At 66.0% G+C, this 21,939-nt stretch carries 18 protein-coding genes; 10 read left to right on the top strand and 8 right to left on the bottom strand.

Going from position 1 to position 21,939, the window contains the following annotated elements; genetic code table 11:
- Position 1: 1 nt before the first annotated feature.
- The 3 genes from U0025_RS20855 to U0025_RS20845 all read right to left on the bottom strand — a co-directional run bounded on the left by U0025_RS20855 (position 2) and on the right by U0025_RS20845 (position 5,052).
- Positions 2-1,039 (bottom strand): NAD(P)H-dependent amine dehydrogenase family protein, encoded by a 1,038-nt coding sequence (locus U0025_RS20855; protein WP_004209472.1) that lies wholly within the window; start codon positions 1,037-1,039, stop codon positions 2-4.
- 26 nt (positions 1,040-1,065) lie between these two features.
- On the bottom strand, positions 1,066-3,255 hold the full coding sequence (locus U0025_RS20850; RefSeq protein WP_004209471.1) for a TonB-dependent receptor: 2,190 nt from the start codon (positions 3,253-3,255) through the stop codon (positions 1,066-1,068).
- Positions 3,256-3,387: 132 nt separating this feature from the next.
- Positions 3,388-5,052, bottom strand: coding sequence for an MFS transporter (locus tag U0025_RS20845; protein WP_004209470.1), 1,665 nt, complete (start codon positions 5,050-5,052; stop codon positions 3,388-3,390).
- Between the two features lie 160 nt (positions 5,053-5,212).
- Between U0025_RS20845 and U0025_RS20840 the strand changes: the two genes are divergently transcribed.
- Both U0025_RS20840 and U0025_RS20835 read left to right on the top strand, forming a co-directional pair.
- Entirely contained in the window at positions 5,213-6,469 is a 1,257-nt protein-coding gene (locus tag U0025_RS20840; protein ID WP_004209469.1) for an acetyl-CoA C-acetyltransferase, read from the top strand.
- 82 nt (positions 6,470-6,551) lie between these two features.
- Positions 6,552-7,016 (top strand): MarR family winged helix-turn-helix transcriptional regulator, encoded by a 465-nt coding sequence (locus tag U0025_RS20835; RefSeq protein WP_004209468.1) that lies wholly within the window; start codon positions 6,552-6,554, stop codon positions 7,014-7,016.
- Between the two features lie 296 nt (positions 7,017-7,312).
- Here the strand turns inward: U0025_RS20835 and U0025_RS20830 are convergent, their stop codons facing one another.
- The 3 genes from U0025_RS20830 to U0025_RS20820 form a co-directional block, all read right to left on the bottom strand.
- Positions 7,313-8,344: an IS110 family RNA-guided transposase gene (locus U0025_RS20830; RefSeq protein ID WP_004209467.1), complete on the bottom strand. Its 1,032-nt coding sequence runs from the start codon at positions 8,342-8,344 to the stop codon at positions 7,313-7,315.
- A gap of 142 nt (positions 8,345-8,486) precedes the next feature.
- A complete protein-coding gene (locus U0025_RS20825) occupies positions 8,487-8,789 on the bottom strand; it encodes a hypothetical protein (RefSeq protein ID WP_004209466.1) in 303 nt (100 codons plus the stop codon).
- 199 nt (positions 8,790-8,988) lie between these two features.
- The gene (locus tag U0025_RS20820) at positions 8,989-9,780 is read right to left on the bottom strand and encodes an SDR family oxidoreductase (RefSeq protein ID WP_004209465.1); all 792 of its coding nucleotides are present in this window, start codon (positions 9,778-9,780) and stop codon (positions 8,989-8,991) included.
- A 219-nt stretch (positions 9,781-9,999) separates the two neighbouring features.
- On the opposite strand from U0025_RS20820, the gene U0025_RS20815 reads away from it, so the two are divergent.
- The 5 genes from U0025_RS20815 to U0025_RS20795 are packed head-to-tail and all read left to right on the top strand — an operon-like array spanning position 10,000 to position 15,604.
- Positions 10,000-11,226 carry a CaiB/BaiF CoA transferase family protein gene (locus tag U0025_RS20815; RefSeq protein ID WP_004209464.1) on the top strand — a complete coding sequence of 409 codons (1,227 nt, stop codon included), beginning with the start codon at positions 10,000-10,002 and terminating at the stop codon, positions 11,224-11,226.
- 36 nt (positions 11,227-11,262) lie between these two features.
- Positions 11,263-11,553, top strand: a complete 291-nt coding sequence (locus U0025_RS20810) for a hypothetical protein (RefSeq protein ID WP_004209463.1) — start codon at positions 11,263-11,265, stop codon at positions 11,551-11,553.
- 10 nt (positions 11,554-11,563) lie between these two features.
- Complete coding sequence (locus U0025_RS20805; RefSeq protein ID WP_004209462.1) at positions 11,564-13,060, top strand: class I adenylate-forming enzyme family protein; 1,497 nt, start codon at positions 11,564-11,566, stop codon at positions 13,058-13,060.
- A 1-nt stretch (position 13,061) separates the two neighbouring features.
- Positions 13,062-14,216 (top strand): CoA transferase, encoded by a 1,155-nt coding sequence (locus tag U0025_RS20800; RefSeq protein WP_037490737.1) that lies wholly within the window; start codon positions 13,062-13,064, stop codon positions 14,214-14,216.
- A complete protein-coding gene (locus tag U0025_RS20795; protein ID WP_004209460.1) occupies positions 14,210-15,604 on the top strand; it encodes an amidohydrolase family protein in 1,395 nt (464 codons plus the stop codon). The genes U0025_RS20800 and U0025_RS20795 overlap by 7 nt, the downstream gene beginning before the upstream one ends.
- Here the strand turns inward: U0025_RS20795 and U0025_RS20790 are convergent.
- Positions 15,566-16,627: an enoyl-CoA hydratase/isomerase family protein gene (locus U0025_RS20790; protein ID WP_257010961.1), complete on the bottom strand. Its 1,062-nt coding sequence runs from the start codon at positions 16,625-16,627 to the stop codon at positions 15,566-15,568. The genes U0025_RS20795 and U0025_RS20790 overlap by 39 nt on opposite strands.
- Between U0025_RS20790 and U0025_RS20785 the strand changes: the two genes are divergently transcribed.
- From U0025_RS20785 to U0025_RS20775, 3 genes are all read left to right on the top strand, one after another.
- Positions 16,587-18,158 (top strand): class I adenylate-forming enzyme family protein, encoded by a 1,572-nt coding sequence (locus U0025_RS20785; RefSeq protein ID WP_004209458.1) that lies wholly within the window; start codon positions 16,587-16,589, stop codon positions 18,156-18,158. The two genes, U0025_RS20790 and U0025_RS20785, sit on opposite strands and share 41 nt — an antisense overlap.
- A 77-nt stretch (positions 18,159-18,235) precedes the next feature.
- Positions 18,236-19,102: a helix-turn-helix domain-containing protein gene (locus U0025_RS20780; protein WP_004209457.1), complete on the top strand. Its 867-nt coding sequence runs from the start codon at positions 18,236-18,238 to the stop codon at positions 19,100-19,102.
- Positions 19,095-20,369: an amidohydrolase family protein gene (locus U0025_RS20775; protein WP_004209456.1), complete on the top strand. Its 1,275-nt coding sequence runs from the start codon at positions 19,095-19,097 to the stop codon at positions 20,367-20,369. The genes U0025_RS20780 and U0025_RS20775 overlap by 8 nt, the downstream gene beginning before the upstream one ends.
- A gap of 166 nt (positions 20,370-20,535) precedes the next feature.
- Here U0025_RS20775 and U0025_RS20770 read toward each other — a convergent pair whose 3' ends face one another.
- On the bottom strand, positions 20,536-21,897 hold the full coding sequence (locus U0025_RS20770; RefSeq protein WP_004209455.1) for an aromatic ring-hydroxylating oxygenase subunit alpha: 1,362 nt from the start codon (positions 21,895-21,897) through the stop codon (positions 20,536-20,538).
- Positions 21,898-21,939: the final 42 nt, after the last annotated feature.

The following is a 21,939-nucleotide window of genomic DNA, read 5'->3' as shown; positions in this document are numbered from 1 at the left end:
CTCATCCCAGTTGCGCGATGATCTGCGGCAGGTCGGCGGTGGTGCGGATGCCCGGTGGCGCATCGCACACGGCCGCAATGGCATTCACCGCGCGATGGGCGGTCAGGCCCGGCGTGAAGGCGGCATAATCCTCCGGCGCGACCGGGAATGTGATGTGGACGTCGAGCGGCGTGTCGCCCTCAACCCGGATACGCCAGCCGGACTCGCGCAATTCCCAGTCGGGGCGGTCGATGTCGCGGGTGCAATACCAGTTGGCGCGGAAGCGCAGCACGGCCTTGTCGCCCTGCATCCCCGATATGGTGATGCGCTGGGCGCCGACGGTGCCGGCGGCGATCGTGCCGGCCGCGATCGTCACATTGCGGGTCGCCGCCGCCATTTCGCCGAACGCTTCCCACCGGTCGACCGCGATGCCGGCGGCGTCGGCCAGCTGGGCGAGCGAGCCGGCAAAATCATGCTTCACATAATCGACCTTGCGCTGGTCGAACGCGGTCGGCGCAACGCCATAGCCCATGATGTTGAACAGCAGGTCGGGCGAATCCCGGCTTTCCATGTCGGCAAACTCGTCGATCGTCAGGCAGTCATGCCGGCGCGAGAGCGAGAGCAAGGGAATGGTCAGCGCCTCGGTCACGAAACCGGGGCTGGAGCCGGTGCTGTAGATCGAGCTGTTGCCGGCCTGGCAGGCCGCCTCGATCCGGGCGCGAACATCCGGGTCCATGGAGGCGGGATGATGGAAATCGCCGCGCGTGGTGACGACATTCTTGCCCGATGCCAGCAGCCGGCACAGTTCGTCCATGTCGGTCCCCTGCCGCATATAGAGGACGCAATCGGCCGGGGTTGCGACCAGTGCGTCGACATCGCTGGTCGCAACGATGCCCTGCGGCGCGGTGCCGGCGAGCGTGCCGGCATCCTGCCCCGCCTTGGCCGCCGAACTGACCCACAGACCGACAAGGTCCAGCCCCGGATGCTCGATCACCGCTCGCAGGGCGCGGCCGCCGATATTGCCGGTGGCCCACTGGATCACCCGATAGTGCTTGCCCATCGCCATCCTCTCCCTTGCCGTGCCGATCAGAATTTGACGCCGGCCTGGACACCCCAGGTCGCGGGCGCACTCCAGACATTGCCGATGCCGAAATTATTGCTGAGCACCTGGGTGCGGTAGCGGCTGTCGGTGACATTATCGCCGAAGACGGCCAGCGAGAAACGGTCGCTGGCGTCGGTCCATTCCGCGCGCAGCGCCAGCACCTCATAGCCCTTCTGCGCGAACTGGGTGCCGGACGGGCCGAAATAGAATTTCGAGGTGTAATAGAGATTGCCCGACAAGGCGAGCGACCCGCCGGCCAGGTCCAGCGTATAGCGCGCGCCGACATTGCCGGTGAAGTCGGGCGTGCGCTGCATATGCACGTCGTTGAGCTGGGTCGGCACGACGACGAAGCTGATCCCCTGCGCCGCGCAACTGGCGAGCGTGCAGCGCGTATAGATCGGCGCATCCTCGAAATTGGTGTAGCGCGCATGGGTATAGGCGGCGCCGACATTGAACTGGAACCGGTCGGTCAGCCGATAGGAGAGCTGGCCTTCCAGACCATAGATTTCCGACGAGGCGGCGTTGATGATCTGGGCCGAGGGCGGGTTGCCGCGATAGAGCGACACCTGCAGATTCTTGTAATCATAATAATAGGCCGACAGGTCGACCGACAGGCGCCGGTCATCATATTTGAAGCCCGCTTCAAAGGCGTCGATATCCTCCGGCGCGACCTTGTTGCCGGTATTGCCGCCAACGTCGAGAATGCCCGACTTATAGCCCTTGCTATAGGAGGCGTAGACGCTCGATTCCTCGCTGGGCTTGTAGCGCAGCACCGCGCGCGGCGTGAACTTGTTGCCCTTGAGGTCGGGCACATAGGTGCGCACGCCGGAGAAGGGGATGATGTAATAGGCGTCGCCGATCCTGTCGTGGCTGTAGCGCCCGCCCACCGTCAGGAACAGGTCGGGCGTGAAGGCATAGGTGAGGTCGGCAAAGGCGGCATAGGATTTGCTGTTGGTGCCCGAACCGCCCAGCGCAATGCTGGCGAGCGGATCGCCGGCGGTCGGCGTGCCGACCCGCGTGCCCCATCGGTCCTTGTTGTTGAAGTAGAAGAGGCCGGCGGTCCATTGCAGCGGTCCGCCCGGCTTCGAGGTGAGCAGCAATTCCTGCGAAACGGTCTGGCTGCGCACTGGAATGTGCAGCAGGAAGATATTCGCCGCCGTGCTGTCCAGATCCTCGACGATCAGCGAATTTTCGTCGCGATACTGGGTGTAGGAGGTGAGGTCGGCAAAGCCCAGGTCCGCCTTCAGCGTGGCCTGGATCACGTCATTGTTCGACAGGAATTCGGTCGGGCCGCCGGTCGCCACTTCATCATGTTTGGTCGCGTAGAGGCTGGGCGGCAGGTTGGTGCCCGCGCCGCCAATATCGTCGCCGACATAGATATTGGTGTTGAGCAGGGTCGGATCATCGGTGTCGCTATGGGTGTAGCGCAGCAGCAGCGACACGGAATCGCTCAGGTCCGCCTTGATCCCCGTTCGCACCGACCAGTTGCTGTAGCGCCCGTCCCGGTCGCTGCCGGTGGTGATATTATGGACGAAGCCATTGCCGCGCCGGAACAGCCCTTCGACATCCATCGCCACATCCTGGACCACGCCGAAGGTGGCATAGCCCTGCACCGCCAGGCTGTTGAAGCGACCATAGCTGACCTCGAACTCGCCCGAGCCGTCGCTGCTGGGATCGGCCGTGGTCAGCAGGATCGCGCCGCCGGTGGTGTTGCGGCCGAACAGCGTGCCCTGCGGTCCTTTCAGCACCTGCACGCTTTTCAGGCTCATCAACTGGAAATCGGCCGCCAGCGGGTTGGGCGAATAGAAGCCGTCGACATAGATGCCGACATTGGCGCCGCCGCCCGAGCTGGCGACCGCCGTGCCGACACCGCGAATGGTCGGTTGGACGAAGGCGGCCGCGCTGTCGAAGCGCAGCGCCGGGGTGACGGTGGCGATGTCGGTGAGCTGGCTGGCGCCGGCGCTGGTCAGCTGATCCTGGGTGACGGTGGTGATGCTGATCGGCACGTCGCGCGACAATTCGGCGCGGCGCTGGGCGGTGACGATGATCAGATCCTGGTCATTCTGGGCCGGCGGCGGCGCCGCCTCCTGCGCGACGGCCAGGTGCGACACGGTGGCCAGCAGCATGGCCGCGCCAATGCCCGACGAACGAATAAGCGTCTTCCGATGGATCATCCTTGCCTCCCATGATCGGTGCCGGTGGTCCGGCCCTCCCTATGGGCGGCATGATAAGGCCGAGAACCGCGGTCTCGCGCGCAGATAAGCGGCCGGCGGCTGACTCATCGCCTCGGCGTTGCCGCGCGCCGTTCAGGGGCCAAGATATCCGATCGTATCCTGTCGCGGATCGGGCGAGTCCGCGCGCCAGCGGACCGATCCGAAGGGCCGCTCCAGCCGCCGCCGCACCCGCACCTCGCCCGCCTTGCGGTCAAAGGCGCGCGCCACCTGCTGCGCCAGCTTGTCGGCCTGGGTGAAACGATCGCGCATATGGAGATAATCGCCCCAGGTCGGACATTGATAGCGCTCGGTCCACAGCGCGGGATCGGCGATGTCGCGCGCGATCGACCAGTTGAAGCCGCCATTGCGCATCCGGGTGCGCTGCACCTCCACCATCGCCGCATAGAAATCGCGCGCCTGGTCGGGATCGACATCATAGTCGATCTCGATGATGACCGGGCCGGAACGACGGGTGAGCGCCATCCCGACTTCCGGTTCGCCCGCAATGATGAAGGGCTCGACATCCGCCTCGCTGGTTTCGGGCAGTGGCAGCAGCCAGCCCAGCAACGGCAATATGGCCAGTGCCAGCCCCGATCCATAGAGGGCGATGTCGACCGACCAGCTTTGCGCCACCAGCCCCCAAAGCAGCGCGCCAATCGCGATGCCGCCGGTCAGCGCCGAGGAGAAAAGCGACAAGGCCCGCGCCGTCACCCAGCGCGGCGCCGACAGCTGCACCGCGACGTTCAACAGGGCGATGGTCAGGATATTGGCGCCCCCCGCGACCAGCAACGCCAGGCAGGTGAGCGGCACATGGCGGCTGAACCCAACCAGTGCCAGCGCGATCCCGCTGACCAGCGCCAGCACGGCGGTCGTCCGCTGCGTTCCGAACCGGTCGCGGCATGGCCCGACCAGCAAGGCCCCCAGCACGGCGCCCACCCCGCTGGCGCCCAGTAACAGGCCATAGACACTGGCATCGCCACCCAGCAGATCCTTCGCCACCAGCGGGGCCAACGCCGACGCCGACGCCCCGGCCAGCCCGAACAGGAAGGCGCGCAGCAGCACCGTGCGGATCGCCCCGGCATGCAGCGCATAGCGCATGCCCGACACCATCGCCCGGTGGAATTGTTCGGGCGGCAGGCGCGCGGGCACATGACGCCGCTGCCAGACGAAGAAGGCGAGGAACAGCGGCAGATAGCAGATGGCGTTGATCGCAAAGGCGGCATGGGCGCCGGCCGCCAGCACGATGATGCCACCCAGCGCCGGGCCGAAGCTGCGCGCGACATTATAGCTGATCGTGCCGAGCGCGACGGCGGCGGGCAGCAGGCGCGGCCCGACCTGTTCGCTGATCGACGCCTGCCAGGCCGGCGAATAGAGCGCGACGCCCGCACCGATCAGCGAACAGAAGGCGAGCAGCATCCAGGGCGAACTATGCCCGGTCCAGGCCAGGAAGGTCAGCAGCGCAGCGCAGGCCATGGAGAAGGCCAGGCCGCTCATCGCGATCCGCCGGCGGTCGAACATGTCGGCAAAGGCGCCGGCGGGCAATGTCACCAGCATCAGCGGCAACATCAGCGCGGTCTGGACCAGCGCGACCATGCTGGGCGACGCGCTCATCCGCGTCATTTCCCATGCCGCGCCGACGCCCAGGATCAGCTGGCCGAAATTGGAGAGAAGGCTGGCGGTCCAGATGCGGCGGAACACCGGTTCGCGCAGCGGCGCGAAGCTGCCCCCCGTCGCCTGCGCGACTTCGCCTTGCGCCATCCGTCTCCCTCCTCATCATCTGCCCGCCCAGCCTGCACCAGCCGGGCGGCGCAGGCCAATCGGCGCGCGATCAATCGCCGGTGCGATTGGGGACCATCCCGCTTCCATGCGATAGGATGCGAGAGCCGCGCCTGCGGGAAAAGAGACCGGGAGAAGATGCTTGACCGACGCCTATATCATTGATGCCGTCCGCACCCCGCGCAGCATCGGCAAGATGGGCAAGGGCGCGCTGTCGCACATGCACCCGCAGCATATTGCGGTGGCGGTGCTGAAGGCGCTCAAGGATCGCAACAATCTGAACACCGCCGATGTCGACGACATCATCTGGGGCACCAGTGCGCAAATGGGGCTACAGGGCGGCGACCTTGGCCGGATGGCGGCGCTCGACGCGGGCTATGACGTCAAGGCTTCGGGCGTGACGCTGGATCGCTTCTGCGGCAGCGGCCTGACCGCCACCAACCTGGCCGCGGCGCAGATCATGTCGGGCATGGAGGATCTGGTGATCGCCGGCGGCACCGAGATGATGTCCTATGTCACCTGGTATGGCCAGTCGCTGCGCGAGGCGGGGGTGAAGGCCGCTGGCGGCCTCGGCACCGGCAATATGCGCTTGCAGGAAAAGCACCCCCAGTCGAACCAGGGCGTCGCCGCCGATGCGATCGCCGCGATGGAAGGGATCACGCGTGAAGATCTGGATGCGTTCGGCGCCGAAAGCCAGCGCCGCGCCGGCATCGCGCTCAGGGAAGGTCGCTTCGCCCGGTCGACCGTGCCGGTGCATGACGAGGATGGCAGCGTGGTGCTGGACCATGAGGAATATCCCCGCCCCGACACCACGGCCGAGCAGCTTGCCGGGCTGAAACCCGCCTTCGCCGCCTTCATGGACATGCCCTCGCGCCAGGACGGGCCGACCTTCCGCCAGCTCATCAACCAGAAATATCCCGATCTGGCGATCGAGCCGCTGCATCATGCCGGCACCTCGTCGGGCGTGGTCGATGGCGCCGCCGCGATCCTGCTAGCCTCGAAAGCCTATGCCGGCGCCCATGGGCTCAAGCCCCGCGCCCGCATCGTCGCGACCGCCAATGTCGGCGACGATCCGACGCTGATGCTGAATGCCCCGGTCCCGGCCGCGCGCAAGGTGCTGGCCAAGGCCGGGCTGAGTGTGGCCGACATCGACATATTCGAGGTCAATGAAGCCTTCGCCGTGGTGACGGAGAAATTCATCCGCGATCTGGGCGTCGACCGCGCCAAGCTCAATCCCAATGGCGGCGCCATCGCGCTCGGCCACCCGATCGGCGCGACCGGGGCGGTGCTGATCGGCACCGCGCTCGACGAGCTGGAGCGCAGTGGCGGCCGCTATGCCCTGATCACCATGTGCGCGGCCGGGGGCATGGCGCCCGCGATCATCATCGAACGTGTCTGATCGGATCGTCCGGCCGCCGCGCTGCGCCGAACAGGAGGAGGCTGCTTTCGTTTCGCCGCGATGGCGCTATGCTGCGCGCACAATGGAAAGCCTGCAGGACAAGACACTCGCTGACAACCCGCCGGCGCTGATGCGCAACGCGACGATGAAGCTGACGATCATCGCGCGTCAGTTGCGCGCGCATTTCGACCAGAGCGTGGTGCGGCTGGGCGTCACCCGCTCGCAATGGACGGTGATCGCGGCGGTCGCGCGCTATCCCGGCACGACCCAGCGCCATATCGCCAATCTGCTGGAAATGGCCGAGGCATCGGCCGGGCGGCTGATCGACCGGCTTTGTGCCGACGGCCTGCTGGAACGGCGGCAGAAGGATGATGATCGGCGCGCCCATGCCGTGTTCCTGACCGAGCGCGGCCAGGCGATCACGATGCAGCTATCCGGCATCGCGCAGGAGAATGAGGAGGTCGCCTTTGCCGGCTTCTCGGCCGAGGATTTGAAGCGCCTCAACAGCCTGCTCGACACGATTTCGGAAAATATCGTCAAGCCCTGAAGGCCGCCGGTGCCCAGGCGCGCCCATTACCGGACATAAAAAAACGTATGGCCCGCCCCGTTTGCAAGTAGGATTTTACGGTGTTCTGATCAGTCTGCGTCAACGTATGCGGTCTCACGGGAGCATCCCGTGGCCAAGATGGACATCCGCACGTCTGGAGCCACAATAAGGGAACCGGCAACAGGTGCCATTTTTTTGCCCGGGCTTTCCAGACGCCGATCGACTGTCAGGCCATCTTCACGATCCTTCCTGCAAACATCGTTGGGCTACGCGTGCAGAAGCACGCAGCCGATCCGTTATGCCGCTGCTGGATAGCCGCGTTCGAAGCTCACTTCTTTGCGGAGGGCTGCCCAAGCGATCCGCGCCAGTTTATTCGCCAATGCGACGACGATTGCGTTGCGATGAACTCCTCGCTCGATCATTCCTGTTAACCAACGTCCCAGCGGGGTTTCGCTGCGCGCCAGTGACGGTAATGCTGCCCGGGCGCCATGGATGAGCAAAGTGCGCAAATAGGTGTTGCCACGCTTGGAGATGCCGAGCAGCCGGGGCTTGCCGCCGGTAGTATGTTGCCTGGGTACCAGGCCGAGCCAGGCACCCAAGTCTCGCGCTTTGGCAAAGCTGCTGGCATCGCCCACGGCTGCAATCAAAGCGGTTGCGTTCAATGTACCGATGCCGGGGATGGACGTGAGCCGCCGGGCAGCTGCATCATTGCGAGCCAGTTCGACAAACTCGCCGTTCAGTGCCTCGACCTTGGTATCAAGTTCGTGCCATTCGGCACGCAGTTCACCCACCAGTTGCTTCAAGCGTGGTGATAGGGTCGTATCTTCGGCGGCCAGCATGGCATCAATGCCCAGCTCCAGCTTGCGCCGTCCGGCCGGGCAAATGGTCCCCCGCTCCAGCAGGATCGCCCGCAGTTGGTTGATGAGGTTTGTGCGCTCGGCTACCAGGCGGGACCTGACGCGGTGGAGGGTCTGGATGTCCAACTGCTCCTGAGTCTTGAGTTCGACGAAGCGCATCGTCGGGCGCGAGGCGGCCTCGGCAATCCCCTCCGCATCACGATCATCATTCTTCTGCGCTTTAACATACGGGCGCACGTACTCCGGCGACATCAATCTGATTTCGTGCCCCTGCGCGGCGAAAAGTCGACCAAGGTGGTGGGCACCACAGCACGCCTCCATTGCAATCACGCAAGCCGGAAGCTTGGTCACGTAATCGATAAGTGTCTGTCGGCGCATCGACTTACGCACGATGACAGCGCCTGCTGCATCAACGCCTACGACACTGCAGGCATTCTTGCCCAAATCAACGCCAAGGATCACAATAGACATCGGTCCGCTCCTTTCCCTTTCAAGCACCAGCATCATACCTGATGCTGGTGAAAAGGGGCGGGCCATCCCATAAGGGCCGCTCCGGCGAGGAGCGGCCCATTCGCTATCGGCCGGCGCAGGGGAGGCCGCGCCCGGCGATCTCTTAGTGCGCGGTCAGCAGATCCTTCTTCGACAGGCTGGTGGTCAGCTTGCCGTCGGCGGCGGTCAGGCTGGACGCCGGCACGTTCACCATCTTGCCGTTGAGGATGATCTGGGCGTTGCCGTCGGCAGCGACGCGATAGATGGCGGCCAGACGATCGCCGCTGGCGGTGTAGAGCATCTTGCCCTTGTAGTCGGCGGCAGCGGTGGCCGCGCTGATCTGGACGGCTTCGCCAGCGGCAGCGACCTGCGGCAGGGCGGCAGCGGCGAGGGAGAGCGACAGGGCGATCTTGGCGAAACGAGTCATGGCACAACCTCTTCAACTAAAAACGGGTCGGGGAGATATATCCCCTTAACACTAAGCTAGGTTAGCTATTGCCGAGAATAATGTCAACCTAGCTTAGTATTTATTTTTGCATGTGCGAACAGCAGCTTGAGCGGGCAGACAAAAGGCCGCGTCCATATGGAACGCGGCCTCTTCGCCCAATGGATGCAGCGCCGTTGCTTCAGCGCGGCGGAAAGCGAATCGCGCCGTCAATGCGGAACAGCTGGGCGTTGATGTAGCTGTTGCGCGTGATCTCCAGCGCCAGCCCGGCAAATTCCTCGGGCTTTCCAAGGCGCTTGGGGAAGGGAACGCTGTTGTTCAGGCTTTCGTACATGGCCGGGTTCATGTCCTTGAAGCGCAGCATGGGCGGCGTCGCAAAGATCCCCGGCATGATCGCATTGACGCGAATCCCCAGCTCCATCAGGTCGCGCGCCATCGGCAATACCATGCCGTTGACCCCGGCTTTCAGCGAGCCATAGGCGACTTGGCCGACCTGCCCATCCTGCGCCGCAGCACTGGAGGTCAACAGGATGCTACCCCGCTCGCCATCCTCCAGCGGGTCAAGCGCCGCCATGCCGAGCGCCGCGATCGAGGCGATGCGATAGCTGGCGACCAGCACGCCTTCAGCCGAAATCGCATAGTCCTGCGTCGACATGCGCTTGAAGCCGCCCGTCTCCTTGTCCTTCGACACGGTCTTGCCGCCCTTCGACACGACCGCGCAATGGACCAGGATGCGTTCCTGCCCCTGCGCCGCCCGCGCCGCCTCAAAACCAGCGAGCACGCTGTCTTCCGACATGATGTCGACCTGGCAGAAGGTGGCGCCGACCTCCGCCGCGATCGCCTGGCCGCTATCCTCGTTGATATCGAAGATCGCGACCTTCACGCCGGCTTCGCGCAGCGCCCGCACCGTCGCCAGCCCCAGGCCCGACGCGCCGCCGGTCACCACTGCGGACAGGGAAGAGTCGAGTTTCATGGCATGTCTCCCACATCTGTTTTCGGACCGGCTATGGCACAGCGGCAAGGCGGCTCAAGCCATGGCCCGGCCGACGCCGGCAATATCGCCGCGGCGCTAGGGGGCCGGGGCGCATCGCGATAGCGATAGCAGGCCCGGCGGACTTGCGGCGACCGGCGCAGCTTCTACCCTTTCCCCAACAGGTCGCATCATGCGGCGAATGAGGGGATGGCTGATTTTATGACCCAGGTGATGAAGGGGGTGCGCGTTCTGGAAGTGGCGCAGTTCACCTATGTGCCGGCTGCCGGCGCGATCCTGGCCGACTGGGGCGCGGACGTCATCAAGATTGAACATCCGGTGCGCGGTGACACGCAGCGCGGGTTCCTGAACATGGGCGGGGTGCAGCTCGATCCACTGCGCCATACCCTGTTCGAGCATCCCAATCGCGGCAAGCGCAGTGTCGGCATCGACCTGTCGACCGAAGAAGGCCAGGCCGTGCTCTATGAGCTGGCCAAGAGCGCCGACGTATTCCTCACCAATTATCTTCCCCAGGTGCGGCAGAAGAACAAGTTCGACATCGAGCATATCCGCGCGGTCAATCCGAACATCATCTATGCCCGTGGCAGCGCGCTGGGCAACAAGGGGCCGGAGCGCGAGGTCGGCGGCTTCGACGGCACCTGCTTCTGGTCGCGCAGCGGCGTCGCCCATGCGATGACGCCCGAGGAACTGCCCGGCCCGCTGACCCAGGGCATTCCTGCCTTTGGCGATTCCATCGGCGGCATGTTCATTGCCGGCGGCATTTCCGGCGCGCTGTTCCACCGCGAAAGGACCGGCGAGGCGGTCGAGTTGGACGTGTCGCTGCTGTCGAGCGCCTGGTGGGCATCGGGCGCGCTGATTGCGCAGGTGATGGAGACCGACATCCTCACCCGCAACGGCATGCCGTCGTCCGGCGGGTCGCTGCGCAACCCCTTCATGGGCAATTTCCGCACCTCGGACGGCGGCACGATCAACCTGTGCATGGTCAGCCCAACCGGCCTGATCGCCGACACCTTCGCCCATGTCGGCGTGCCCGAGGCGGCAGACGATCCGCGTTTCAAGGATGTGCTGGCGCTGATCGAGAATGCCGGCGCGGCGAGCGACATATTGGTCAAGGCCTTCGGTCAGAAGCCCTTCGCCTATTGGCGCGAGCATTTGAAGACGATGAAGGGGCAATGGGCACCGATCCAGAGCTTCAAGGATCTGCTGACTGACGAGCAGGCGATCGCCAACGACATGATCATCGAGGTCGAGGGCGCCGATGGCGGCGCGCCGCTGCGGCTGGTGCGCGGGCCGGTGCAGTTTGACGGCCAGCCGGTGCAGACCACGCGCTCGCCCCAGGCATCCGAACATACCGAACTGGTGCTGATGGAACTGGGCGTCGAGTGGGACCAGATTGAACAATGGAAGGCCAGCGGCGCTATCGCCTGAAGGGGCGACGTCGGGGGGCTGGAAGGCAGGAATGATATGAAACCGGGTACGAAACTGAAGAGCGCGGTGTGCGACACCGAAGTGATGGTGATCCGCAGCGGCGCCGGCACGATCGAATGCGGCGGCAGCGCCATGGGCGAGGCCAAACCTGAGACCGTGGGCACGCCCGCCGCCGATTTCAGCGCCGGCACACTGATGGGCAAGCGCTATGTCGATGCGGCCGGCAATTTCGAATTGCTGTGCGTCAAGCCGGGCAAGGGTTCGCTGTCGGTCGACGGCGTCGCCCTGAGCCCCAAGGACGCCAAGCCCCTGCCCGCTTCGGACTGACGCCCATCCCATGAACATCGCCCTGTTCCTCGAAATGGCGGCTGATGCCGCGCCCGACCGTATCGGCCTGGTCTGTGACGGCCAGCGCTGGAGCTATGCCCGGCTGCTGGCCGGCGCGCGGGGTGCTGCCGCACTGATCCGGGACAGTGGCTGCAGCCATGTCGCGCTGCTCGACGAGAGCAGCGAGGCGGCGGCGATGGCGCTGTTCGGCGCGGCGATCGCCGGCGTGCCCTATGTGCCGCTCAACTATCGGCTGGCCGACGCCGACCTCGCCGCGCTGCTGACGCGGATCACCCCGGCGCTGATCGTCGGCGATGTCGCGCGGGTCGAACGGCTCTGCCCCTCGGCCGACAACAAGGTGCTGGCGCGCGCCGATTTCGTGACCGCCGCGCTGGACGCTGCGGCCGATGCGCCGGCAGAAGCGGACGAAGGCGATGGCGTCGCCATCCAGCTCTTCACCAGCGGCACGACCGCCGCGCCCAAGGCAGCGATCCTGCGCCACGCCAATCTGGTTTCCTATATATTGGGTACGGTCGAGTTCGGCGCCGCGCCGGAAGAGGATGCCGCGCTGGTCAGCGTGCCGCCCTATCATATCGCCGGCATCGCCGCCCTGCTCAGCTCCATCTATGCGCTGCGCCGCATCCTGCTGCTGCCGGCCTTCGATCCGGCCGCCTGGCTGGACCTGGCGGCAGGCGAGCGGGCGAGCAATGCTTTCGTCGTGCCGACCATGTTGTCGCGCATCATCGAGACGGTCGACAAGGGTGTCCGCCCCGACCTCAGCAATCTGCGCGCGGTCGCCTATGGTGGCGGCAAGATGCCGCTGGAACTGATCCAGCGCGCGCTCGACCTGTTTCCCGATACCGGCTTCACCAATGCCTATGGCCTGACCGAGACCAGTTCGACGGTCGCCCTGCTGGGGCCGGACGAACATCGGGCCGCCCATGTCGCGACCGATCCCGCCGCCCGTGCTCGGCTGGCGTCGGTCGGCCGGCCGCTGCCGACGGTCGAGATCGAGATTCGCGACGAGGATGGCCGCTGCCTGCCCGCCGGCGAGCCGGGCGAAATCTATGTCCGCGGCGACCAGGTGTCGGGCGAATATCGCGAGCGCAGCGCGCTCGATGCCGAGGGCTGGTTCCCGACCCGCGACGCCGGCTATATCGATGCCGAGGGCTATCTGTTCCTGTCGGGCCGTGCCGACGATGTGATCGTGCGCGGTGGCGAGAATATCTCGCCCGGCGAGATCGAGGATGTGATGCTGGCCCTGCCCGCCATTGCCGAAGCGGCGGCGGTCGCCATCCCCTCGGCCGAATGGGGCGAGGCGGTCGGCCTGATCGTGGTCGTGCGCGACGGCCATCACGCGCCGGCCGACGAGGAGCTGAAGCAGGTCATCCGTGCCCGGCTTCGCTCTTCGCGAGTGCCCGAACGCGTGCTCTTTGCTAAGAGCCTGCCCTATAATGAAATGGGCAAGCTCCTCCGCCGGGAAATCAAGAAGCTGTTCGCAGCCTGACGTGGCTCTCGCCCTGCCGCTTGCCGGCTGGGCCGAGGCGCAATTGCAGGCGATCCGGGCGCTGGCGGGAACGCCGGCGCTGGCGGGTTTGAGCGGCGCGCAACTGCTGGGCGAGCGGGCGGCGCTGAACGGTTTTTCCATACCGGGTCGGCGCTCGGCCGGGGGTGGATGCCGGCTTTATGACGCGATCGACGGACAGGTCGCGCTGACCCTGGCGCGGGCCGACGACCGCGACTTGATGCCGGCTCTGTTTGGCGATGTCGGCATCGAAAGTGACAGCGATATTGTCGCAGGCTTCGCTACTGCGCAGACCAGCGCGATCGTGACACAGGGACGGCAACTGGGCCTTGCGATCGCGGCGATCGACGAGGTGCCGGCCAGCCCGGCCTGTCGCGTGATGATGACAGGAGGTGCGCGGCCGAAGCGCGAACGTCAGCCGCTGGTGATCGACCTGTCGGCGCTCTGGGCCGGGCCGCTGGCCGGGCATCTGCTGGGACTGACCGGCGCGCAAGTCATCAAGGTGGAGAGCCGCAACCGGCCCGACCGGATGCGCGCGGGCGATCCGCTGCTGTTCGGGCGGCTGAACCAGCACAAGGCCAATGTCGCGATCGACCTGCGCGATGCGGAGGATCGGGCGGCGCTGATCGCGCTGATCCGCCGCGCCGACATGGTGATCGCCGCCGCCCGGCCGCGCGCGCTGACGCAACTGGGGATCGATGCCGACGCGCTGGTGCGCGCGGTGCCGGGGCTGGTCTGGGTGACGATCACCGGCCATGGCGCGGAGGGCGACGCCGCCCACTGGATCGGCTTTGGCGATGATTGCAGTGTCGCCGGGGGACTGAGCGCCGCACTGCGACAGGCGAGCGGGCGGATCGGCTTTGGCGGCGATGCCTGCGCCGACCCGATCACCGGGATCCATGCTGCACACCTAGGGCTGGCACAGTGGCATGGCGGTACAGGCGCGCATCTGCTGCTGTCGATGAGCGCCGTGGTGGCCGAGGCGATCGGCTGGGAACGGGCGCGCGACGACGCGGGCTTCACCGCGACGCTGCAACGCTGGGCCGCGGCCGAGGGCGATGCCTTTCCTGTCGTAGAGTCGCGAACCATGGGACCGGTTGCGGCGCTGGGGCAGGATAATGAGGCCTGGCTATGCTGATCCGCGACGCCGAACTATGGGGCGTGGGCCGGGCCGACCTGCGTATCGCCGATGGGCGGATCGCGGCGATCGGCGCGCTGGCCCCTCTGCCCGGCGAAGCGGTGATGGATGCGGGCGGCGGCGCCTTGCTGCCCGGCCTGCACGACCATCATATCCATCTTGCGGCCTATGCGGTCGCCCGCGCCTCGCTGCCCTGCGGACCGCCGGCCGTGACCAGTGAAGCCGATCTGGCCGCCGCGCTGGCACAGCCGGGCGAAGGCTGGCTGCGCGGCATCGGCTATCATGAGAGCGTCGCCGGCCTGCCCGATGCGATGGCGATCGACCGGTGGCAGGCGGAACGGCCGGTGCGCATCCAGCATCGGTCGGGGCGCATGTGGCTGCTCAACAGCCGGGCATTGGACCTGCTGCTGGCGCTGGATGCGCCGCCGCCGGGGCTGGAGCGGATCGACGGGCGCTGGACCGGACGGCTGTTCGACGAGGATGGCTGGCTGCGCGGGGTACTGGGCGGCACGCCGCCGGCGCTGGACGCGGTCGGGGCCGAACTGGCCCGCCATGGCGTCACCGGCGTTACCGACATGTCGCCCGGCAATGATGGCGCGAGCCTTGCCTGGTTCGCCGTCGAGCGAAGGGCCGGGCACCTGCCGCAGCATCTGGTCGCCGCCGGCACGCTGGCGCTGGCCGACACGCCTCCCCCGCCCGGCATCGCGGTCGGCCCGGCCAAGCTGCACCTGCATGAAAATGCCCTGCCCGACTTCGACCAGTGCGTCGCTTTCCTGCGCGCTGCCCATGATCAGGGGCGAGCGATCGCCAGCCATTGCACGACCGAGACCGAACTGGTCTTCACCCTCGCCGCGCTGGCACAGGCCGGCGCGCGACCGGGCGACCGGATCGAGCATGCCGGCGTCACCCCCGATGTGCTGCTGGAGCAGATGATCGAATTGGAGGTGCAGGTGGTGAGCCAGCCGCATTTCATCGCCGAGCGCGGCGATCAGTATCTGCGCGATGTCGAACCGCGTGAACGGCCCTTGCTCTATCGGCTGGGCGCCTTCACCCGCGCCGGGCTGGTGCTGGCAGCGGGCAGCGACGCCCCCTATGGCGTCGCCGATCCCTGGGCGGCGATGCGCGCGGCGGTGTCGCGCGAAACTCCGAACGGCGCGATCATCGGGCAGGACGAGGCGCTGACGCCCGAGGCGGCGCTCGCCCTCTATCTCGCCGATCCGCTGGATTTGCGCCGGCAGCGTGCGGTCGCCGTCGGCGCGCCGGCCGACCTGTGCCTGCTGGATCGCCCCTGGGTGCAGGCGCGGAACCGCCTGCGGACCGACGATGTCGCGATGACGTGGATCGGTGGATCAATCGTCCATTATGGCATCGACCAGACCCCAGCCTAGCGCCGTGCGGGCGTTGATCCGCTTGCCCGACAGGATCATCAGCGCCGCGCGTTGACGCCCGATCCGGCGGCTGAGCGAGACGCAGCCGCCTGCGCCAGGAATGATCCCCATCGCCAGTTCGGGCAGATGGAACCAGGCGTCGGCGCTGGCCGTGATCTGCCCGGCAAAGGCCGCCATTTCCAGGCCAGAGCCGACGCAGCCGCCCTGCACATGAACCGTCAGCCGATCGGCGCAGCGCAGCAGCGCATGGGCCGGCAATGTCTGCATCCTGATATCATGCGCGGTTCCCGGATCGCGCGTGGTGCCAAATTCGCTGAGGTCCGCCCCGGTGCAGAAGCTGCGGCCCGCGCCGCGCAGGCTGACATGGCTGATATCGGGATCAAGCGCGGCAATGTCGAACGCCGCGCGCAGCCCGTCGCGCAGATCGCGGTCGATGGCATTATGGGCACCGGGCCGATCGATCAGGATCGACAGCCGGTCGCCGTCCCGATCCACGCCGATCGTTCCGGGTGCCTGCACCGGTGCGGGAACTTGCGCGGCCAGCCAGCGAGCATGGCCGGCGCTGCGCTGAAGCAGGCCATAAGCAAGCGATTCCGCGACCAGCGCCTGGGCCGGGTCGAGCCCTTCGATCAGCCGCAACAATTGCACCAGCACGCGCGCCGCTTCGGGCTGGGCCATGATCTGCTGCGTGATCGCACCGAGCGACATCGGCAGTTCGACCAGCGCATCAAGCCGGGGCGCGAGCGGGTGGGTCGGGTCACCGATCCCCAGCAGCGGAAAGGGTGGCAGGTGCAACGGCACATCGGTGCGCGGCGCCCGGTCGAGATCGATCAGGCCATAGGCTTGCACCTCCCCGGCCCAGGGAAGGGTCAGGCCATCGGGGTCGATCAGGGCGGCATGGCCGGGCATGGGTGGCAGGGTAGGACCGGGCCGAAGCGCGGCAAAGGCGGACGCAGCACTGATCGCCAGGGCGTTGCAGACGATGGCTGACCAGCGCGGCGCCCTGCCGCAATATCGCGCCATGGAGACGGATCACCCTAGTCTGCGCGCGCTCGCCGCCGACGCCCTGCAACGGCCCGCCGATCAGGCAGCGATCCTTTATGAGGGCGAATGGATCGCTTGGGGAGCGCTGCGCGCAGTAGCCGAAGAGATCGATGCGGCACTGGATGCGAGCGGCATTGCGGCGGATGCCGCGGTCGCCTTCGTCGCGCGCAATCGGCCGGCGGCGCTCGCCGCGCTGCTGGGGCTGATCGCGCAGGGGCGGACGATCCGCATGATCTATGCCTTTCAGTCGGACGCCGCGATCGCCCGCGACCTGACGCGGATGGCCCCCGCTGCGCTGGTCGCCTTTGTCGAGGATATCGGGCCGGAGATCCGGGCCGTGCTGGCGACGGAAGGCATGGTCGCGGTTGCAATCGACGGCATGGCCGCCACCGCCCTGCCGGGTCATGAATATGCCTCGCCAGAAGTTCAGCAGCGCCACGGCCTCGCCGCGCCGCAGATCGAAATATTGACCAGCGGCACCACCGGACCGCCGAAAAGCTTTGCCGTGCCCTATGCGCTGCTGGAACGGCATTTCCTCTCAACCCCGCTGACCCGGCAGCAGGCGGACGATCCCCAGGCCGCACCGCCCTTCCTCCTCTATTTCCCGCTCGGCAACATCACCGGCCTCTATTCGACGCTGCCGATGCTGCTGCGCGGGCAGCGGGTCGAGCTGCTGGAGCGCTTCTCGCTCACCGCCTGGCATGCCCATGTGCGGCGCTGGCGGCCCAGCCATGGCGGCCTGCCGCCGGCCAGCGTGCAGGCGGTGCTGGATGCCGACTTACCGGTCGATGACCTCGCTTCCCTGCGCGCAATCGGCTGCGGCGCGGCGCCGCTCGATCCCGGCGTGCAACAGGCGTTCGAGGCGCGCTACGGCATTCCCATCCTGCTCTCCTATGGCGCCACCGAGTTCGCCGGCCCGGTAGCGTCGATGACCGCCGCGCTCCATACCGAATGGGGCGCCCGCAAGATCGGGTCGGTTGGCCGCGCCATGCCGGGTGTTGAGCTACGCGTCGTCGATCCAGATAGTGGCGTCCCGCTACCACCCGACATCGAAGGTCTGTTGGAAGTCATTGCGCCGCGAATCGGCCCGGACTGGATTCGCACGTCCGACATCGCCCTGATCGATGCCGATGATTTCCTGTTCCTGCGCGGCCGGGCGGACGGGGCGATCATCCGCGGCGGCTTCAAATTGCTGCCCGAGTCGATCGAACGCGCGCTAATGCTGCACCCCGCCGTCGCCGAAGCGGCGGTGACAGGCATGGCGGATCACCGGCTGGGGCAAGTGCCGGCGGCCGCGATCCGGCTTCACGCCGATTTTGCTGCACCTGCGATCGCAGCATTGGAAACGCATGTGCGCCAGCATCTTCCTGCCACCCATATTCCGGTAAAATGGCTGTTCGTCAGTGACTTGCCGCGCACCCCGTCGCTCAAGACCGATCGTCGCGCGCTTCAGACGCTGTTTGCGAATATGTCGCCGGAAGCGGAGAATGAGACAGAGAATATCACATAAACGAGGGCATCTCATTTTTTGTTGACAGCCTCCCGGCGTTAGTGAACAACCATGTTCAATAACGAAGGAGAGGAACCATGGCTCTGATCGAGTCCCATAAGCCGAGGGTAGCCAAGACCGAGTCTAACAAGGCGAAGATCGCCAAGCGCGTGGTCGAGGTGCTGGAATTTTTCGACGAGGATCATCCGCAGGCGACGGTGATGGACATTGTCCGTCGCTTCGACCGCCCGCAGTCGAGCACGTCCGAATTGCTGTCGAGCCTGGTCGATCTGGGCCTGCTCCACAAGGATCCGGGTTCGCGCGCCTATTCGCCGACCCCGCGCGCCGCGATGCTGGGTGCCGCGATCCAGCCGCGCATGGTGCGCGATGGCGTCCTCAACGGCCTGATCGATCGCCTGTCGGCCCAGACCGGCCTTGGCATTGCCGTGTTCGGCATGGTCGGCCTCAACATCCAGATCGTTCACTGGCGCGCCGGCAAGAAGGCGCTGCGCACCTCGGCCAATAACGGCCTGGCCGGTGGCCGCCAGGAACGGCTGACCGACTCCGCCGCCGGTCTGCTGATGCTGTCGACCGTGCAGCAGCCGCGCCGCGACGGCCTGATCCGCCGCCTCAATGCCGAAGCGCCGCAGGAGCGCAAGTTCGTCTTCGCCGATGTCGCCGGCCAGGTGCAGCGCTGCCGGGACGAGGGCCATATCAGCGGCTTTGCCGGCTTCGGTTCGATCGCCGACGTCACCGCCATGCTGCTGCCCCACATGCCCGACGGCCAGCCGCTGGCGATCGGCTTCGTCTATGAACCGTCCGACCAGATCGACGCCGCCGGCCTGCAGCGCACGCTCAGCGAAGCGGTCCGCCGCTCGGTCGAGGAACAGTCGCCGGCCGCCTCCGTCCAGCCGATCTTCGAATCCGCCAGCTGGCAGGGCGCGCTGGAGGTGAAGCATGGCTGACGTGAAGGACAAGGACGTCGCCGACGCCCAGGCCGCGCGTAAATATTGGTCGGCCGAAGGCTATACCGAAGGCGGCGTCATCCGCGAGGTCGATTACAGCACCCAGTCGGGCGGGCTCGACCCGTCGCTGGCCGGCATCAAGATTGTCGACACCGACACCCATATCACCGAGGCGCCCGACCTCTTCACTTCGCGCGCGCCGGCCAAGTACAAGGCCAAGGTGCCCTATGTGAAGCAGGACGCCGACGGGGTCGAACGCTGGTATGTGGGCGACCGCAATTTCGGATCGATGGGCGGCAACGTCATTCGCGCCGACAATAACAAGCTGCTCGGCCGTCTTGCCTTCCCCAAGCTGGCGCAAGCGCATCCAGGCGGTCACCTGATCAAGGAGCGGCTGCAAGCGATGGACGACATGGGCATCTATGCCCAGATCGGCTTCCAGAATTCGGGCGTGACCCAGGCCGGATCGCTGATGTCGCTGGGCGATCCCGACCTCGCGGTCGCGATCATCCAGATGTATAATGACGCGTCGGCCGAATATCAGCAGGTGTCGGGCGAGCGCATCTTCAACATGGCCCATCTGCCCTTCTGGGACCAGAAGGCGATGGAGACCGAAGCGCGGCGCTGCGTCGACATGGGCCTGCGCGGCTTCGTGCTGCCCGACACGCCCGAGCGCGTCGGCGTGCCGAGCTTCCTCAATGATTATTGGACCCCCTTCCTGGAAATGTGCGAAGCCGAAGGCCTGCCGCTCAATTTCCACCTCAATGCGGCGATCGATCCCAATACGCTCACCTGGGACGGCTTCGGCTTTGAACAGACGCTGTCGGTGGTCGCGACCATGTTCTCGATCGGCAATGCCGCGACGCTGGGCAACTGGATGGTGTCGGGCCGGCTGGACCGCCATCCCAAGCTGAAGATCGGCCTGATCGAAAGCGGCGCGGGCTGGGTACCCTTCGCGATCGAGGCGCTGGAGCATCAGTTTGACGAGATGCTGCCTAGCAAGAAGGGCCTGCTCAACAAGCGGCCGTGGGAATATTTCCGCGACCATTTCTGGGTCACCTTCTGGTTCGAGAAGGTCGCGCCCAAGCTGCTGCTGGAAACGATCGGCGTCGACAAGGTCATGTTCGAAACCGACTTCCCGCACCCGACCTCGCTCTATCCGGGCGTGCAGGCGCATCTGACCGATGTGCTGGGCGGCTATGACTTTGCAGTGAAGAAGAAGGTGCTGCAGGACAATGCGGTGAACCTCTACAAGCTGCCTTTCTGAGGGGCGCAATCCGGATGAAAACGGAAAGGGGCGCTCCTGCCGGGAGCGCCCCTTTCCATTGGAGGGCGGTCGTCGAAGACAGTCATTGGTGAAAATGGAGACGCGAAAGCGCTCCGCCGCCAGACAGATGATCGGCGGCGAAGGGCCATGATCGCGGCAATGTCGGTCAGTCCAGCGGCTTTGGTGCGCCCGTCCCCATGTAGCGGGACAGGTTGTAATGGAGACTGGCCACCGCCCGCTCCATATAGGGGTTGGGCTGGGTGCCGCGGAAGCCGACATTCTTCATGCCCTGCTGCACCGCCTGCATATTGGTGAAGTCCTGTTGCAGCACCGGCGGCCATTGCTCCGCGCTGGTATATTCCCATTCGGTGGCGGGCGTTTCCGCTTCCGGGAACAGTTCATACACTGCCGCCTCGAAAATGCACTTGTCCGGGTCCGCGCCATAGGGGCGGGCCGAATAGCAGAGCATGTTGTTGACGGCATGGCCGATCTGGAAATTGGGGAAGATCTGCCAGGCGGTGCCGCTCTTGGCGGTATGGGCGGGTTCGACCAGCGGCCAGAAGACGCCGCGCTTCTCGTCATCGGCCCGCGCCGTGGCGAGCCAATGCTGCAGCACCTGCGGCGCAGGGGTGCCCTCGGGCAGTTCGTCCTTCAGCCGCTGGGCGGCGGCGACCAATGTCATGGTGGTGTTGGTGTTTGCATTTTCCCAGGTGAAAAGCTGCATCTCGGCGGTCGACAGGCGCGGGTCTTCGCCTGAACCGATGCGCAGCTTGGCCTGGTTCTCGTCCATATTCTTGGGCGCTTCATAGCCGATATTGGTGTGCAGCCCATGTTTGCGCGCCCAGCCGCGAAATTCGCCAAAGGCGTTGAATTCGGGGTGGGTGGTCTGGACATGATAGGTCTCGCTGAACGCCTCCATCGCGACCTTCCAGTTGCAGTCGAAGATGATCCATTTGCGCCAGCGATAGCGCATATTCTGAAGGCCGAAGGGATCGAGCATGTCGGGCACCACGCCCAGATACTCGGTGAGCGGGCCGCAATCGGGATCGAGATTGATCCACGCCCAGCCGCCCCAACTATCGACACTGACCTTGCCGAGCGCGGTGCGCTGCGCCGTCAGCTTGCCCTGCCAGTCATCGGCATGATTGGCGAAGGTGCATTGGCCCTGGCGGTCGAAGGTCCAGCCATGGAAGCCGCAGATGATCGACTTGCGGTTGCCACGCGCGTTGCGCTGGCCTGCGGGCGTGTCGATCAGGCGGCGGCCGCGATGCGGGCAGACATTATGATAGGCGCTCAGCTCATCCGGCCCGGTGCGCATGATGATGACCGAATCTTCGAGAATGTCATAGGTGACGAAATCGCCGACATGGGGGATATCCTCCAGCCGGGCCGCCTGCAGCCAGACCTTGCGCCACAGCCGGTCCTGCTCGGCGCGGGCATAGTGTTTCGACACATAGGCTTCGACCGGGACGATGACTGGCTCGATCAGATCCTCGCCGGGCGTGCCGATGCTGCTGATCTCGTTCATGGCCTATTCCTTCTCCATTTCACCCTTTTGCCATGCCCGCGT

Source organism: Sphingobium yanoikuyae (assembly GCF_034424525.1).
Lineage (GTDB): Bacteria > Pseudomonadota > Alphaproteobacteria > Sphingomonadales > Sphingomonadaceae > Sphingobium > Sphingobium yanoikuyae.
The sequence above is the reverse complement of the archived record's forward strand: the minus strand, read 5'-3'. Positions and strand labels throughout refer to the sequence as shown.